We start from the raw sequence: 14,615 nt of genomic DNA on the forward strand, positions 1-14,615 counted from the left end.
GGGGGCGCGCAGGCTACAGAGCGATACAAAGCGAACGCCCCGAAGGGTTCGGGGCGTCGGGTTCAGGCGGCTGCGGCGGACGTGGCCGGTATCGCGCAGGTGGCCGGGTGCTCGGCCAGCGACACGAACGTGCGGCGGTCGCTGCCGAGGGCGTCGACGGAGCCGGTCTCGATGTCGTAGACCCAACCGTGCAGGTTGAGCAGGCCTTTTTCCTGGGCCAAGCGCACGCTGGGGTGGGTCTGGATGTTCGCCAGTTGCGCGATCACGTTCTCCCGCACCATCGAACTCAGCTTCGCCGCGTCATCGGCATGGGGCCGGGACTCGTTGACCACCTTCGCCGACTCGGCGTGCTGCAGCCAGCCGCTGACGGCGGGCAGGTGATCCATGCATTTGCATTGGGCGATGGCGGTCATCGCGCCGCAGTCGGAGTGGCCGCAGACGACGATGTCGGTGACGCCGAGCACGGCCACCGCGTATTCCACCGTGGCCGATACCCCGCCCGGGTGCGGGCTGTAGGAGGGCACGATGTTGCCGGCGTTGCGGATCACGAACAGCTCGCCGGGCTCTTGCTGGGTCAGCAGTTCCGGCACCACGCGGCTGTCGGAACAGGTGATGAACAGCGTGCCGGGCTGTTGGGTGGTGGCCAGGTGCTTGAACAGTTCGGTGCGTTGCGGAAACGCTTCGCTCTGGAATTTCAGGAAGCCTTCGATCAGGTTTTTCATGGTGTCGTCCTCTCAGTTGGAGCAGCCGGTGCCGAATTCGCTGTATTGAAGGATGTGTTTGTCGCCGTGTGAATCGAGGTAGGTCATCTCGACGGGCACCACGCCGCAGATGTCCGCGACCGGGGTGACGCTCACGACCTGGGCAATGTCCAGCGCCATGCCGTAGCGGTAGGCGACGGCTTCTTCATCGGCCTGGGCCTGGGCGGCAAGACCGGCGAGCAGGGCGAGGAGCAACGGAATCTTTTGCATGGGGCAGCCTCCAGACAAGTGGTGTGACGGTGTCGGCTATCGGGGTAGGGGAGGCCCGCACGCCGGGTGCGGGCCGGGTGGATCAGAACGGACGCAGCGGCAGGAACTTGCCGTCGAGGGTGACCACGGCGCGGGAGCCGCCTTCTGGGTCTTCGACTTTCTTGATGTCGAGCTTGAAGTTGATCGCGCTGATGATGCCGTCGCCGAACTGCTCGTGGACCAGGGCTTTGAGGGTGCTGCCGTAGATCTGGATCATCTCGTAGAAGCGGTAGATGGTCGGGTCGGTCGGCACGCCGCTCAGGCTGCCGCGCAGCGGGATGACCTGCAGGGCGGCGACGTCGGCGGCGTCCAGTTCCAGCTTGTCGCCGACGGTCTGCGCGGCGGCCGCCGGCAGCGGGTGCTGGCCGAGCAGGGCGGCGGTGACGTAGGCCAGGCTCAGGCCGGTGTCGTCGACCAGGTCCTGCCACGACAGGTCTTTGCGGGCCTTGGCGTCGAGGACGCGGGTGGTCAGGGCCAGGCTGGTGTCGTTGTAGGCGTGGGACTGTTGCATGGTGTCACTCCTTTCGGGGTTGGCTTGGGTGTGGAAGCGATCTTGCGCCGATCGATCAATAGCGTCCAAGATCGATATACAATGCTTTGCATAAGTCCTGCCTATAGATGGTGTGCCCATGCTGCTGCGACATCTGCGTTACCTGCTGGCCGTGGCCGACCACGGCGGCTTCACCCGCGCGGCGGAGGCGCTGCACGTGTCGCAGCCGACCCTGTCGCAACAGATCCGCCAACTGGAGGACAGCCTCGGCGTGACGCTGTTCGACCGCACCTCGCGCACGGTCCGCCCCACCGACGCCGGCCTGGCCTACATCGAATGCGCGCGGCGGGTGCTGGTGGAACTGGAGGCGGGCAAGCGGGCGCTGCATGACGTCAAGGACCTGACCCGCGGCACCTTGCGCCTGGCCATGACCCCGACGTTCATGGCGTACCTGGTCGGGCCGCTGGTGCGGGATTTCGCGGCGCGGTTTCCCGGCATTCACCTGGAGATCTTCGAGCTGTCGATGGACGACATCGAGGCGGGGCTGGCGGACGACTCGCTGGACATCGCGATCGCGTTCGCACCGGCGCGCCATCCCGACATCGAGTGCATTCCCGCATTCGTCGAGACGTTGGGGATCATGGTCGGGCGCGGCCATCCGCTGTACGGACGTGAGTCGCCGCTGAGCCCGGACGAGGTGGCGCAGCTGGATTTCGCCTTGCTGGCGCCGGGGTTCATCACGCGCCAATCCACCGACGAATACTTCCGCCGGCAGGGCATCTCCCCCCGGGTGCAGATCGAGGTCAACTCCGTGAGCACGCTGCTGGAAGTGATACGCCACACGCCGATGGCGACCATGCTGCCGGAGGCCATCGCGACCCTGGACCGGGGGCTGCACAAGGTCCGCGCCGAAGGCGAGGCGCCAGAGCGCGGAGCGGCGGTGTTGCGGCGCCGCAACAACTACCACAGCGCCGCGTCGGTGGCGTTCATGAACCTGCTGCTGGGAACGCCTGACGCCTGAGCCTTCCTCCGCTAGGCTTTGGACAGCCTCACGGAGGAATGCAGCGATGCCGGTGATTGTGCTGATCGTGCTGATGGTGTTGACGGGCTGCACCCGGGATCCGCAGGATCAGAACCTCCGGGTCTCGAACGATCACCAACTGTCCGGGCCGAAGATCCAGTTCCTCGGTGTCGGCGGGTGGCTGCTGCACTGGAAGGGCGAGGGCCTGATGCTGGCGCCGTCGTTCAGCAACCCCAGCCTGTTCGGCCTGCGCGGCGTGCCTTCGCCGCTGGTGCTGGCCAATGAGCGCAAGATCGATGACGCCATGCGCGACGTGCCCGACGCCGCTGACGTGCGGATGCTGCTGGTGGGGCATGGCCATTACGACCATCTGCTGGATGTGCCGATCATCGTCCGCAAGTACACGCCTCAGGCGACGATCTACGGTTCGGAGACGGTCAAGCACATCCTCCAGGGGTTCGATGAGCTGAAGCGGTTTCTCGTTGTCGATGTTCAAGACGACATGGCGAAACTGAAAGGCTTCGGCGAGCCCGGCCCGCTGATGAAGGAGGGGCAATGGTTCCCGTCCCCCAGCGGCCGCATCCGGGTGATGCCGATCCAAAGCGAACACGCCGGCCATGTCGCCGGCCTGAACCTGGTGCCCGGCGACTATCACACCGACCTGACGAAACCCGAGCTGTCGCTGTGGCGGTGGAAGCCCGGCCAGAGCCTGGCCTGGGTCATCGACCTGATGGACGACGCCGGAAAGTACCCGGTCTATCGCATCCACTATCAGGATTCGGCGGCCACGCCGCCGCTCGGCTACATGCCGGCGCTGGCCGACGGCAAGGGCGTCGACGTTGAAATACTCTGCGCCTCGTCGTGGAAACAGGTACGCCACTATCCGCAGCGGGTGCTGGAGCGGCATAGGCCACGGATGGTGCTGATCGGCCATTGGGAAAACTTCTTCGGCAACGATCCCCATGAACCGAGGCTGTTGGTCGGGCAGGATGTGCGCTCGATGATCCGGGTGGTGCAGACCACGGTCGGCCCGCAGGTGCCGGTCGTGCTGCCGGCGCCGTTGTCCGAGGTGCGCTTTCCGGCGCCCGAAAAAAAACCGCTCCCTTGAAGGGGAGCGGTTTTTCATGGCGTTCGCCGATCAGCAGAGGCGGTCGATGACCCGGGCCTCAGTCTGGTTCTGCATCGAGTCCCACGCCTGTTTCAGCGTCTGCAGGACATTGCCGATGAAGTCCTTGTCGGCGGCGGCCTTCTTGCCGACATAACCCTGGCCGCGGCGGTACATCTTCAGGCGGGCCAGCAGGTTCTGGTTGTTCTTGTCGAACTCTTCTTCACCGGCGTGGGGCGACAGGCAGTCGATCTGTACCTGCCCCGACTTGCTGATCCACAGGATATGGCTGTCGTGGGTGTCTTTCTTCGCTGCGAAAAGACGAGCCAATTCTTCGATGGTAGGTTGATTGTTCAGATTCATGTTCATGCCCCTTGACCAGTTTGGTGATCTTGCAAAGTTGATTCGCTAATACAGGTAGCCCATCGGTTAGTTGATCCCTGGCACCGAAACCAGGACGTCAGCGGTCGCCCGTGATAAGTACGGGGTCATGCGTCTGTTGCATGTAGTCGTGTTGAATAACTGCTACGCGATAGCGTCACAACGAAGAGAAACAGCGAAAACCGGGAGGCTCCTTGACGACTTTTTCAGGGTTCGCCACAAGCGACTTGAGAATTTTCGCCAGCGTTTCCCGTCCTTGTACTGGACGTTCAGGCCAGGTCAGCTTCTTCAATCTGCCTTGTGGGCAGCGTGTATCCGGAAAAAACAACTCGGCGGTCAGACGAGCTTGCTCAAGCGTGTTGCCAGTGCTCCCGATCGGGGAGACGTCTGCATCATGCAAAAGCCGAACGACGTCGTCAACGGTTTTGTAGTGATTATTTTTGGTCACTACATATTGTCGGACAAAGTCGTTTTGGAATGAGGAAAAGGGGAGTTCAGGCCATGGGAGCGGGGCTTTGGAGGCCGTAGACGGTGCAGGGGTAGCCGTCTATCACGCGTTGCTCGCAGGTGAATGCGCCGCTGCTCAGCGCCGGAATGGCTCCGGCCCAGAACCGCTGTGCCGGGCGGTTGGCGTCGATGTGGAAAATCTGCCATTGGCCGGGGATGCGGCTCAAGAGGTCAGAGACGACAAATTGCGCGACGCCTCGGCCACGCCAGCGCCGGCAGACGAAGAGATAGCCCAGGTTGTGCTCGGCGCCCTTGAGGTGCGTGTTGCCGTCCACGCTGATGAACCCCGCCAGTTCGTTGTCCACCCGGATCAGGAAGGCGCGGGTGGCGGGGTGGCGCCAGTAGTCGAGCGTCGGCCCGATGGGATAGAACCCGTTCTCCCCGAGTTTCAGCGGCAGCCATTCGCTGAAGTCGTGCAGGTAGAACTGCATCAGGCTGTCGAGGGTGTCGTGGTCGTCGCGGTGGGCGGCGTGCAGTTCGATGCTGGGCATGGCGCGGGTTCCTGGCAATCGCTTCAGACACTCTAGTGCGCGGTTTACGGTTTGGCGGCCGCTTTTGCCGTGCGTCTTCCGGCGCCGGCGGTTTTGCGTCCGGTGCTCTTGCGTTTTTTCTTCCACGGCGCCGCAGCCTTGCCGGAGGGCGGCGGGCCGCTGATGGTCAGGCTCAGGCCGGCGCAGCGGGTGACTTGCTTGCTCATCCAGGCCGCCTGTTTGGTGACGAACTCTTCCAGGCTCATCTCGCCGCTCTGCACCATGTCCAGCGCCTGTTCCCAGATCGCCGTGGTGCCGGGGTCGGCGATGGCCCGTGGCACGGCGTCGATCAGGCTGAACGCCGCAGGCGTCGCCGACAGTGCCTTGCCGTTCTTCACCAGGTAACCGCGGTCCAGCAGGCCCTGAATGATCGAGGCGCGGGTGGCTTCGGTGCCGATGCCGGTGGTGTCCTTGAGTTTCTGCTTGAGCAGCGGATCCTCCACCAGTTTGGCGACGTTCTTCATGGCCTTGATCAGGTCGCCTTCGGTGTAGGGCTTGGGCGGCTGGGTCCACAGATCCTTGAGCTTCACGTCCGCCACCGTGCAGTCGTCGCCCTGGCTCAGCGCCGGCAAGGTTTGCGGCGCCGGTGCCTCGCGCCCCCTGGCCGCGGCCAGCGCTTCAGGCAAGGCGCGTTTCCAGCCGGGCTCGACGATCTGTTTGCCGACGGCGCGCAAGGCCTGGCCGGCGCAATCGAAATCCGCCTGGGTGCGGTCGTATTCGTGGTCGGGCAGGAACTGCGCCAGATACCGTGCGCGGATCAGGGTGTACACCGCGCGGTGCTTGCCGGTGAGCCGTTCGAGGTTTTTCGCGGCGGCGGTGGGGATGATGCCGTGGTGGGCGCTGACCTTGGCGTCGTTCCAGGCGCGGGAGCGGCGTTGCGGTTGCAGGTGGCCGTGCAGGGCTTCGAGGCTCGGGTCGGCCTGACGCAGCGCCGCCAGGATCCCCGGTGCCTCGGCGTGCTGGCTCAGGGGCAGGTAGCCGCAGTCGCTGCGCGGGTAGGTGATGACCTTGTAGGTCTCGTAGAGGGCCTGGGCGACGTCGAGGGTCTCCTGGGCGCCGAGGCCGAGCTTCTTCGAGCAGACTTCCTGCAAGGTGCCCAGGTCGAAGGGCAGGGGCGCCACTTCCCGCAGGCGTTCGGTGCGCAGCTTCACCACCCGGGCGCTGGCGGCGCCGCGGATCGCGTCGGCCGCCTGCTGCGCCAACGCCTGGTTCAGGCAGCGGTCCTGGTCGTCGCAGGCATCGGACGGTGCGCGCCATTGGGCGGTGAACGGCAGGCCGTCGTGCAGCAACTGCACGTCGATGGCCCAGTAGGGCACCGGTACGAAGTCCGCGATGCTGCGGTCGCGATCCACCACCAGGCGCAGGGTCGGCGTCTGCACCCGGCCCACCGGCAGCACGCCCTGATAGCCCGATTGGCGGCCTAGCAGGGTGAACAGACGGCTCATGTTCATGCCGATCAGCCAGTCGGCCCGTGAGCGTCCCAGCGCCGAGTGATAGAGGCTGAAGGTCTCGGCCCCCGGCTTGAGCGCGGCCAGGGCCTTGCGGATCGAGGCTTCGTCCAGGGCCGACAGCCACAGGCGGCGGATCGGCCCGCGGTAGCGGCAATGCTCCACCAGTTCGCGGGCGATCATTTCGCCCTCGCGGTCGGCGTCGGTGGCGATGACCAGTTCGCTGGCCTCGCCGAGCAGGCGCTTCACTGCCTTGTACTGGCTGGCGGTGCGCGGCTTGACGGTCATTTTCCAGCGGTCGGGGATGATCGGCAGGTCCGCCAGCACCCAGCGCTTGTAGCGGGCGTCGTAGGCGTCCGGCGGCGCGGTCTCCAGCAGGTGGCCGATGCACCAGGTCACCGTGACGTCCGTTCCCAGCCAGCAGCCGTCGCCCCGGCGCTTGGCGCCCAGCACGGCGGCGATGTCTTTCGCCTGGGAAGGTTTTTCGCAGAGGTACAGCCGCATGGACACCGTCGTCGATCAAAGTCCGAAGAGGCGCACAGGATGGCTGGAGTTGCGCCGATGGGCAACTTTTATCTGTATGGATGTACAGCTTTCGTGTTGCCGGAGGTTGCCGCGCCTTGCGTTCCTGCCGACCGTTGCTTAACTGAGCAATCAGGGCGCCCCCGAACGGTTTCGGCGGAGCCCGTTTCGTTCGATGGCTGTGTCCTGCGGCGAATTCTCGGAACGAGACTCCTTATGGATCAGGCCCGGCCCGCTTCATCGGTGAAGCGGCGCGGCCACCTTGGAGCGTCCAGTGGAGAGGGCATTTGCATGATGCAGCCGAGCCGCGTTTCCCGTGCTTTCCTCCGGCATCCTTCCTTGCGCCAGCGTCGCCCGGCCATTGGCGGACTCTGCCTGTCACCCAGATCTTCCGGCCTCGCGGCCCAGGAGTTGCCATGGCCTATCTGATCGCTCGTCCCCTGCTCGGCGCGCCCGATGAGATCAAGCTGTGGGTGGGGGCGTTTGACGTGCCCAAGCCGCCCACCGTCAGTTTCACGGTCGGTTCCCAACCCTTCGTGCCGGTGGCTGCCGGCGTGTTTGCGCCGATCCGTGACCGCAAGCCGGGCAACCCGTACTCCAACTTTCAGGCGGTGTTCACCTTCAAGGCGCTGGGCGCCGGGGTCGAGCACCCCGTCCGGGTCGACGCCGGGGCCGGTTTCACGCCGTATTTCCTGCGGGTGACCTCGTTGCCGGCCAGCGTGCCGGCGAAGTTGCAAGGCAGCTTCAAGATCCTGCTCGCCTCGTGCTACTGCTGCGAAACCGACGCGGTGGACGTCGGCCGGTTCATTCAACGCCTGCCGGTCAAGCCGGACATGGCCCTGTTCGCCGGCGACCAGGTCTACCTCGATGCCCCGGCGCTGGAGTCCATGCCCCAGACCGAAGACGCGCTGCGCCAGGCCATCTCGCGCAAGTACCGGCACAACTGGCTCTCGGAGATGACCGGCGGCATCGGCCTCCAGCAAGGGCTGAGCAAGGCCCCGGCCTTTTGCCTGCCGGACGATCACGAGTTCTGGAACAACTACCCGTGGAGCCAGTTCTGGAAGAACGGCACCCAGACCGCGCCGACACCCGCCGGCGGCGTCAACCTGTGGGCCGACGCCGCCCGTGAGATGTACGCCGACTACCAGCAGGGCGGCACCGTGGCGCAGACCAGCCTGCGCCTGGACATCGAGCCGCTGAGCATGCTGTTTCTCGACACGCGCAGCCAGCGCATGGCCGATTTCAACCACCCCCAGGGCCTGATGCCGATCGATGCCGAGAACGCGTTCAAGCTGTGGGCCAATGACCTGATCGCTTCCCAAGGCAAGGGTCAGCCGCGCATCGGCGTGCTGGCCACCGGGCAGACGCTGTCGGCCCAGCCGGCCTTCATGGACAAGCTGGGCGACGCCGAGCTGGCCAACTACGGCGTGCAGTACAAGATGATGATCGACACCCTCGACCGGTTGGGGCAGCACGGCATCCAGGTGGTGTTCCTCACCGGCGACGTGCACTGGAGCCGGGTGATGCAGGCCAGCAACATGAAGACCTCGCGCACCTGCCTGACCGAGGTGGTCTGCTCGCCCACCAGCCTGGTGCCGACGCCGGTGGTGGATCAACTGGCCAAGGCGGGCGACTTCCTGCACGGCATCTTCGGCGACCGCCAGCAATGGCCGTTGCACTCCGATCCCGAAAAGGCCCCGGCCTCTTTCGGCAACAAGGCGTTCCGGCCGGACGAGCCGACGCGGCCGCAGGGCTGGCGGGGCAACCATGTCGCGCTGGTGGAGTTTTCCCGTTCAGGGTTCGGCGTGGAACTGAAGGTCACCTACTACCCGATCACCGCGCCACCCACGCCGGCGTCGTCCGCCGGCCCTTTCACGTTGCTCAATGCCTGATGACCCCGTTCATGGAGAACCGACATGCCCGTCAAATTCACAGAGGTCGCGCGGTCCAACCCGCAGATCAGCACCTTCAAGCGCAAGGCCAAGGAAGACAACGTCGGCTGGCTGGAGCGCGCCGTCGGCGAGCTGGCGGACAAGAAGAATCCCGACCAGTCCTATGTGCTGCTGGCCGGCGCCAACGACACGATGGCCTGGCGCTTGCGCACCGGCCAGTCGCACTTGCGCTTTGACCTGCTGCCGTCCTACTGGTCAACGTCAGCCTTCCTGAAACTGTCGCCCAAGGGCGTGGCGCACTCGACGATCCTGCACGTGCCGTTGTTCCAGCCCGAAGGCGGCGTGTTCGCCACCGAGCGCAACGGTGTGGTGGAGTCCCCGGTGCAGCTGCTGGCGGACGAGGGCCGCTGGAAAAACATCGCCGTGATCGCCTGGCCCCGTTCGCAGGAGGACGTGCTGAGCAAGCGCGAACTGTTCGAGAAGGGCCGGGCCTATGTCGATGCGCTGGAGCACGTCGTGCGTTGGCTGGCGTTTTCCTGGGGCGTGGCGCGCACGCCCAACCCGATCCACGACGGCATCGGGCTGCCTACGGCCTGCATGCTGGAAACCCTCTACGCGGCCACCGGCCTGGACCTCACGCCCGGCCTCGAATCGCGCGCCTCCAGCCCCGAAGCGATCTGGGCGACGGCGATGTACTGGTACGAATACTTCACCAAGAACAACGTGGCGCCGCCCAAGGGTCGGTACACCGCGCCGCACGACTACAACATCCACGACGGCAAGTGAGCCGACGGCAACTGAGGTGAAGGGAAGAGCGGGGACGCGGGCGGGAGTATCGAGAAATTGATTGGCGCGCTGTTTCGGGCTGTGTCAGGTTCACCGCGCCTGCCGTTTCGCGACGGCAGGGGCGAGTGACAGGACGGTCTCGCCGGAGATCGCCGTGGTCTGTCGGACACCGACAATTCTGAAACAAGGACGTACACCATGCCTCAAGCCTCTTCCCAGGCCAGCAACGCCTTCACCGAAATCGACACCTTCCGCCACCTGTACGACCGCGGCGACGGTCAGGTCAACGGCAAACCGTCGTTCACCGCCGACCAGGCCGCCGCCGAGATCCTGCGCAAGGGCATGTCCTGGCAGGACAAGAACGGCGACGGCAAGATCGACCTCAGCTACACCTTCCTGACCGACAAGCCTGCCAACTACAACCCGAAACTGGGCAACTTCGGCGAGTTCAGCGCCCTGCAGAAAGCCCAGGCCGTGCTCGCCATGCAATCCTGGGCCGACGTGGCCAACGTCACCTTCACCGAAGGCAACGGCGGCGACGGCCACATGACGTTCGGCAACTACGACGTCAGCACCGGCGGCGCGGCGTTCGCCTACCTGCCCCAAGGCAGCAGCTACGACGGCCAGTCCTGGTACCTGATCAACGACCAGTACCAGGTCAACAAGACCCCGGGCACCAACAACTACGGGCGCCAGACCCTGACCCACGAAATCGGCCACACCCTCGGCCTGTCGCACCCCGGCGCCTACAACGCCGGCAACGGCAACCCGACCTACGGTGACGCCAAGTACGCCGAAGACACCCGCGGCTACAGCCTCATGAGCTACTGGAGCGAAAGCAACACCGCCCAGAACTTCAGCAAGGACGGCAGCGGCGCCTACGCATCGGCGCCGTTGCTGGACGACATCGTGGCGGTGCAGAAACTCTACGGCGCCAACCTGCAGACCCGTGCCGACGACACCGTCTACGGCTTCAACTCCAACGCCGAGCGCGACTTCTACAGCGCCACCTCCAACAGTTCCAAGGTGGTGTTCTCGGTGTGGGACGGCGGCGGCAACGACACCCTGGACTTCTCCGGCTTCAGCCACAACCAGAAGATCAACCTCAATGAAGGTTCGTTCTCCGACGTCGGCGGCCTGGTGGGCAACGTGTCCATCGCCTATGGCGTGACCCTGGAGAACGCCATCGGCGGTTCGGGCAACGACCTGCTGATCGGCAACGCGGCGGCCAACGAACTGGTGGGCGGCGCCGGCAACGACCTGATCTACGGCGGTGGCGGCGGCGACACGCTGTGGGGCGGGGAAGGGGCCGACACCTTCGTGTTCGGCGCGGCCAGCGACTCGACCATGACCGCGCCGGACTGGATCATGGATTTCACCAGCGGCCTGGACAAGATCGACCTGTCGGGCATCGCCGGCTTCGCCACCGGCGCGGCCACGCTGAACTTCGTCAGCGGCTTCACCGGCCATGCCGGCGATGCGATCCTCACCTACTTCGCGCAGACCAACCAGACCAGTCTGATGATCGACCTGACCGGCCAAGGTTCGGTGGACTTCGCCGTGGGCGTGGTGGGGCAGGCGCTGGCAAGCGACATCGTCGCGTGACCTGACCTGTGCAAAAAGAAACCGCAGCCTGCGAAGGCTGCGGTTTTTTCATGGGCGGTGCGCCGTTCGGCTGCGGATCCGGCGCGGTCGGGTCGCATGGGTTATACCTGAACCGATCCCTGTACCGCCGTCAGGAGCAGTCGATGAAACGTTCAGGCCCCAGACCCGTCATCTCCCTCGAAGAGCTTTCCGGTTGCCTGCTGGTGAAATTCCACGGCATCCAGGTGGCCGCTTCCTCCCACGTGCTGATCCTCAAGGAAGCCAACTACCCGCCGGTCTATTACGTCCCCCGCGAAGACATCGACGAGAAATACTTCGCCCGCACCGACCACACCAGCTACTGCCCGTACAAGGGCGACGCCAACTACTTCAGCCTGCAGGTGCCCGGCCATGAAGGCGCCAACGCGGTGTGGACCTACGAACGCCCCAAAGTGTCGGTGGCGGCGATCCGCGACTACGTGGCGTTCTACCCCGATCAGGTGAAGTTCCAGGTGATCAGTTGAACCGCCGGGCTCAGCGCCAGACCTGCAACGTGACTGCCCCGGTGTTGTTGAAGTACATGATCCGCACATCGTTGGCGAAGCACCTGAGCTGACCGCTGGCCGGTGCGACCCAGCCGTCGGGCCAGCGCAGGCCGTCGCCGATGGGGAAGAAACTGTCCCGGTCCTTGTCGACCGCGCCGATCAGCGTGAACCAGGTGGCGCCTGGTGCCTTGCAGCGGATGTACGGCAGGAACTTGTCGAGTTTGGGTTGCGGCTCACCGTTGGCGTTGTGCTGTGTGCCCCAATCGAACCAGTTTCCCCAGGCCCGGAAGAAATAGCGTTCCCCGGCGGTCAGCATCACCGAGGTGGGGAACCAGGGTTCGACGGCCCGGACGTCGACGGTGCGCAGCAGTTCGCTTGCGCCCGGTGGAGCGAGGGTTGAAGGCGTCATGTGCGGGCTCCGGTGCTCAATAGTTCAGGTCGACGATGCGCTCTTTCAGGTTGACGTCGGGATCGAGCCGCAGAATGGTCTTAAGGGCCGAGGTCATGACATTCACGTCGTTGTCGAATCCGCCGTGGGAGGTGTCGTGCTTGTCTTTGTCGTCGGGCCCGTACTTCATTTTCGTGTCGTTGTAGATGTGCAGGGTTCGTGCGGCCTCCTCGGTCAGGCCTTTGCCCGTCAGGGCGAAACCCGAAGGCGCATTGCCGTTCCAGTAGAAGTTGTTCCACTGCAGGGTCATGTCTTTGGCGGCGGGGTTCCATTCGCTCAGTTTGGGGTCGCTGAAGGTGTGATAGGCACCGTCGAGGCTCTTGGCCATGCCCAGCAGCGGCATGCGTTGCAGTTCCTCGAACGAGCGGGAGACGAGGTAAAGCAGCGACTTTTGATAGACGTGGATGACGTTGTCGTCCTGTTCGCGATTGTCGGACATGATGTGCAAGTGGAAGTCGCTGCGTTGCAAGCCGCCGTCTTCGATGACCCTGCGATAGGTCCGGTTGGCGAAGTCGAGCGTGCAGGCCGGCGCCAACAGTGTGGACGTGGCGGTGGGCAAATGCCTGGACCAGAGCAACTGGATCAGATGCCCATTGATCAACGACCCGGCGGAGTGGCCGATCAGGTGCAGTTCGACGTTGGCTGGCCCCAGGTCGGCGGCGAGCGCCTGCAGATTGTCGGCTATCTCCACCAACGCCCGCGGTGTGAATCCGCTGACCGAACCGGCCAGCGCGTTCTGCTTCGTCTGGCTCCATTGGTCGCCGCCGAATTGTTTGGTGAGCATTTCCAGCGTGCGATCCATGTCCTCCACGAATTCGTCCTTGGCGTCTTTGATCGAGTCGATGACGCCGCCCGAGGAGAAAAGCAGGCCGGGGAAGTTGTCTTTGACGATATCCGCCACGGTCTCCAGCACGCCGGTGCGCCAGGTGATGAACAACGGGTAGACGCCGTTTGCGAGGAAGTAGGGGGCCATCGCGCAGATGCGATCGATCGAATCGCTCTCGGTGTTGAGGCCGCCGTGGGAGAAGACCGCGATACGCAGCTTGTCCGGCCGGTCTGAGTCCTTGAGGTTGCCGTACCACACCTTCGGCGCTTGCCGAACGATATGCATCACGGCGGTGCGCACGTTTTCCTTGTCTACGAGGCGTGGGCCGATGGCGCCGTTGTTTTCCATGACCACCGTCATTCCATAGGCGGCTTTCGGCTCCAGGGCGGGCAGGCCCTTGCGGGGCTTCTTGAACAGGTCGAACGACAACAGGGAAAGACCTGCGCGCTTGGCGTTGACCGGAGACAAGGCATCGATGAACGGGGACGAAGCACCGCCCCGGACGTCGGCAGGCTGCAGATTGCGCGCAACCGTTCCGTGCTTGATCGGCACCCCCAGCGACACTGTCCAGGCATCGGTGCCGTTGGCCAGCCAGTCTTCGAACGTCAGGATCGCAAAGCCCGAAAAGCCCCAGGCCGTGGACCAGGAGTTCTGCACGATGAACCCCTCGTGGGTGTAGCCGAGGAGGGCGAACGCGTGTCCGCCTTCGGGCTTGGACGTCCACTTGATCACCGGCAGCTGGGAGGTGCTGTGGAACGCCTGGGTGCCCGACTTGCCCTTGTGCTGCAGGTCCCAGCCCTTGTGCACATTGGCCGACACGTAGAGCACTTTCGTTTCATGCAGCGCCGCCATCATCGCGGTGATGTCGTCTTTCTCGACGCGGTAGTAAACGCCCAGCGGCCGGGTCACGGCGTCCTGCGCCCAGTTGGCGGCCGGCGCTTCGAAGTCCGGCGCCGAGCCGTTCGGCGCGACGGTGTAGGGCCACAGGCTGCGTTCGCAGGCACCGTGCTTGTGCCAGCCCTTCAAGGCCCCGCGGCAGCTGGAGCCGGTGTAGTCCTCGCCCGGCCACTCGTCGTAGAGCTTGGCCAGATGGTAGAGCTGGCGCGGGCTGGTCAGCACCGACTGGCGGTCGCGCCACCACAGCAGGTAGTTGATGACCGCCGAAAGGCCGAAACCGGTGCAGGCCCCTTCGTTGCCCTGGTACAGCACCATGCCGCGGTTCAGGTAGTCGGCCAGCTCATGGATGATGTCGTCATCCGACGGGAACGCGGCGGGAAGCGACTGCACGCGCGGGGTGAAGATTCGGTCGCGCAGGTCCAGGCGGTCCGGGCGGGCGTCGAGGGTGAGGGGAGTCTTGGCGAAGGAAAACACGGAGGCAGGCATGGGGAAATCCTCGATCCGAGAGGCGCGTACCCCCACGCCACGAACGCTTTCTGCGTCGCAGGGTTTCGTTGGTGAGGTTTAGCGTAGACGAGAATTTCCGGGCGCAGGCGCGGGGTACGGCGAGCCGATGAAGCGTG

15 protein-coding genes are annotated in these 14,615 nt (G+C 64.8%); 7 read left to right on the plus strand and 8 right to left on the minus strand.

What is annotated here, in order from left to right; translation table 11 throughout:
- Positions 1–62: 62 nt before the first annotated feature.
- The 3 genes from CAG29_RS17400 to cynS all read right to left on the minus strand — a co-directional run bounded on the left by CAG29_RS17400 (position 63) and on the right by cynS (position 1,521).
- Entirely contained in the window at positions 63–722 is a 660-nt protein-coding gene (locus CAG29_RS17400; protein WP_085580018.1) for a carbonic anhydrase, read from the minus strand.
- Positions 723–734: 12 nt separating this feature from the next.
- On the minus strand, positions 735–971 hold the full coding sequence (locus CAG29_RS17405) for a DUF2790 domain-containing protein (RefSeq protein WP_085580020.1): 237 nt from the start codon (positions 969–971) through the stop codon (positions 735–737).
- Between the two features lie 82 nt (positions 972–1,053).
- A complete protein-coding gene (gene cynS / locus CAG29_RS17410; protein WP_085694867.1) occupies positions 1,054–1,521 on the minus strand; it encodes a cyanase in 468 nt (155 codons plus the stop codon).
- A gap of 118 nt (positions 1,522–1,639) precedes the next feature.
- Here cynS and cynR point away from each other — a divergent pair, with 118 nt between their 5' ends.
- The gene (cynR, locus tag CAG29_RS17415) at positions 1,640–2,521 is read left to right on the plus strand and encodes a transcriptional regulator CynR (protein ID WP_085580024.1); all 882 of its coding nucleotides are present in this window, start codon (positions 1,640–1,642) and stop codon (positions 2,519–2,521) included.
- A gap of 46 nt (positions 2,522–2,567) precedes the next feature.
- Positions 2,568–3,629 (plus strand): MBL fold metallo-hydrolase, encoded by a 1,062-nt coding sequence (locus CAG29_RS17420; protein ID WP_085694868.1) that lies wholly within the window; start codon positions 2,568–2,570, stop codon positions 3,627–3,629.
- A gap of 30 nt (positions 3,630–3,659) precedes the next feature.
- Here CAG29_RS17420 and CAG29_RS17425 read toward each other — a convergent pair whose 3' ends face one another.
- Complete coding sequence (locus tag CAG29_RS17425) at positions 3,660–3,989, minus strand: hypothetical protein (protein WP_085580111.1); 330 nt, start codon at positions 3,987–3,989, stop codon at positions 3,660–3,662.
- A 127-nt stretch (positions 3,990–4,116) separates the two neighbouring features.
- On the opposite strand from CAG29_RS17425, the gene CAG29_RS17430 reads away from it, so the two are divergent.
- Positions 4,117–4,488, plus strand: coding sequence for a hypothetical protein (locus CAG29_RS17430; RefSeq protein WP_085580026.1), 372 nt, complete (start codon positions 4,117–4,119; stop codon positions 4,486–4,488).
- A 13-nt stretch (positions 4,489–4,501) separates the two neighbouring features.
- On the opposite strand, the gene CAG29_RS17435 is transcribed toward CAG29_RS17430, so the two are convergent.
- Positions 4,502–5,005, minus strand: a complete 504-nt coding sequence (locus tag CAG29_RS17435) for a GNAT family N-acetyltransferase (RefSeq protein ID WP_085580028.1) — start codon at positions 5,003–5,005, stop codon at positions 4,502–4,504.
- Between the two features lie 44 nt (positions 5,006–5,049).
- Positions 5,050–6,996, minus strand: a complete 1,947-nt coding sequence (locus CAG29_RS17440; protein WP_085580030.1) for a DNA topoisomerase III — start codon at positions 6,994–6,996, stop codon at positions 5,050–5,052.
- A gap of 434 nt (positions 6,997–7,430) precedes the next feature.
- Between CAG29_RS17440 and CAG29_RS17445 the strand changes: the two genes are divergently transcribed.
- The 4 genes from CAG29_RS17445 to CAG29_RS17460 all read left to right on the plus strand — a co-directional run bounded on the left by CAG29_RS17445 (position 7,431) and on the right by CAG29_RS17460 (position 11,800).
- Positions 7,431–8,906, plus strand: a complete 1,476-nt coding sequence (locus CAG29_RS17445; protein ID WP_085580032.1) for an alkaline phosphatase D family protein — start codon at positions 7,431–7,433, stop codon at positions 8,904–8,906.
- A 24-nt stretch (positions 8,907–8,930) separates the two neighbouring features.
- Complete coding sequence (locus tag CAG29_RS17450; protein ID WP_085580034.1) at positions 8,931–9,692, plus strand: hypothetical protein; 762 nt, start codon at positions 8,931–8,933, stop codon at positions 9,690–9,692.
- A 198-nt stretch (positions 9,693–9,890) separates the two neighbouring features.
- Positions 9,891–11,297 (plus strand): serralysin family metalloprotease, encoded by a 1,407-nt coding sequence (locus CAG29_RS17455; protein WP_085580036.1) that lies wholly within the window; start codon positions 9,891–9,893, stop codon positions 11,295–11,297.
- A gap of 143 nt (positions 11,298–11,440) precedes the next feature.
- On the plus strand, positions 11,441–11,800 hold the full coding sequence (locus CAG29_RS17460; protein WP_085580038.1) for a DUF427 domain-containing protein: 360 nt from the start codon (positions 11,441–11,443) through the stop codon (positions 11,798–11,800).
- Positions 11,801–11,810: 10 nt separating this feature from the next.
- Here CAG29_RS17460 and CAG29_RS17465 read toward each other — a convergent pair whose 3' ends face one another.
- A complete protein-coding gene (locus CAG29_RS17465; RefSeq protein ID WP_085580040.1) occupies positions 11,811–12,230 on the minus strand; it encodes a hypothetical protein in 420 nt (139 codons plus the stop codon).
- Between the two features lie 16 nt (positions 12,231–12,246).
- Complete coding sequence (locus CAG29_RS17470) at positions 12,247–14,478, minus strand: C1 family peptidase (RefSeq protein ID WP_085694869.1); 2,232 nt, start codon at positions 14,476–14,478, stop codon at positions 12,247–12,249.
- Positions 14,479–14,615 lie beyond the last annotated feature (137 nt).

The organism is Pseudomonas sp. B7(2017) (genome assembly GCF_002112745.1).
Lineage (GTDB): Bacteria > Pseudomonadota > Gammaproteobacteria > Pseudomonadales > Pseudomonadaceae > Aquipseudomonas > Aquipseudomonas ekonensis.

What these genes read in the sequence shown, in the direction of transcription:
- CAG29_RS17400 (WP_085580018.1), bottom strand. Translation starts at nt 722, where the DNA reads ATGAAAAACCTGATCGAAGGCTTCCTGAAATTCCAGAGCGAAGCGTTT.
- CAG29_RS17405 (WP_085580020.1), bottom strand. Translation starts at nt 971, where the DNA reads ATGCAAAAGATTCCGTTGCTCCTCGCCCTGCTCGCCGGTCTTGCCGCC.
- cynS (WP_085694867.1), bottom strand. Translation starts at nt 1,521, where the DNA reads ATGCAACAGTCCCACGCCTACAACGACACCAGCCTGGCCCTGACCACC.
- cynR (WP_085580024.1), top strand. Translation starts at nt 1,640, where the DNA reads ATGCTGCTGCGACATCTGCGTTACCTGCTGGCCGTGGCCGACCACGGC.
- CAG29_RS17420 (WP_085694868.1), top strand. Translation starts at nt 2,568, where the DNA reads ATGCCGGTGATTGTGCTGATCGTGCTGATGGTGTTGACGGGCTGCACC.
- CAG29_RS17425 (WP_085580111.1), bottom strand. Translation starts at nt 3,989, where the DNA reads ATGAATCTGAACAATCAACCTACCATCGAAGAATTGGCTCGTCTTTTC.
- CAG29_RS17430 (WP_085580026.1), top strand. Translation starts at nt 4,117, where the DNA reads ATGCGTCTGTTGCATGTAGTCGTGTTGAATAACTGCTACGCGATAGCG.
- CAG29_RS17435 (WP_085580028.1), bottom strand. Translation starts at nt 5,005, where the DNA reads ATGCCCAGCATCGAACTGCACGCCGCCCACCGCGACGACCACGACACC.
- CAG29_RS17440 (WP_085580030.1), bottom strand. Translation starts at nt 6,996, where the DNA reads ATGCGGCTGTACCTCTGCGAAAAACCTTCCCAGGCGAAAGACATCGCC.
- CAG29_RS17445 (WP_085580032.1), top strand. Translation starts at nt 7,431, where the DNA reads ATGGCCTATCTGATCGCTCGTCCCCTGCTCGGCGCGCCCGATGAGATC.
- CAG29_RS17450 (WP_085580034.1), top strand. Translation starts at nt 8,931, where the DNA reads ATGCCCGTCAAATTCACAGAGGTCGCGCGGTCCAACCCGCAGATCAGC.
- CAG29_RS17455 (WP_085580036.1), top strand. Translation starts at nt 9,891, where the DNA reads ATGCCTCAAGCCTCTTCCCAGGCCAGCAACGCCTTCACCGAAATCGAC.
- CAG29_RS17460 (WP_085580038.1), top strand. Translation starts at nt 11,441, where the DNA reads ATGAAACGTTCAGGCCCCAGACCCGTCATCTCCCTCGAAGAGCTTTCC.
- CAG29_RS17465 (WP_085580040.1), bottom strand. Translation starts at nt 12,230, where the DNA reads ATGACGCCTTCAACCCTCGCTCCACCGGGCGCAAGCGAACTGCTGCGC.
- CAG29_RS17470 (WP_085694869.1), bottom strand. Translation starts at nt 14,478, where the DNA reads ATGCCTGCCTCCGTGTTTTCCTTCGCCAAGACTCCCCTCACCCTCGAC.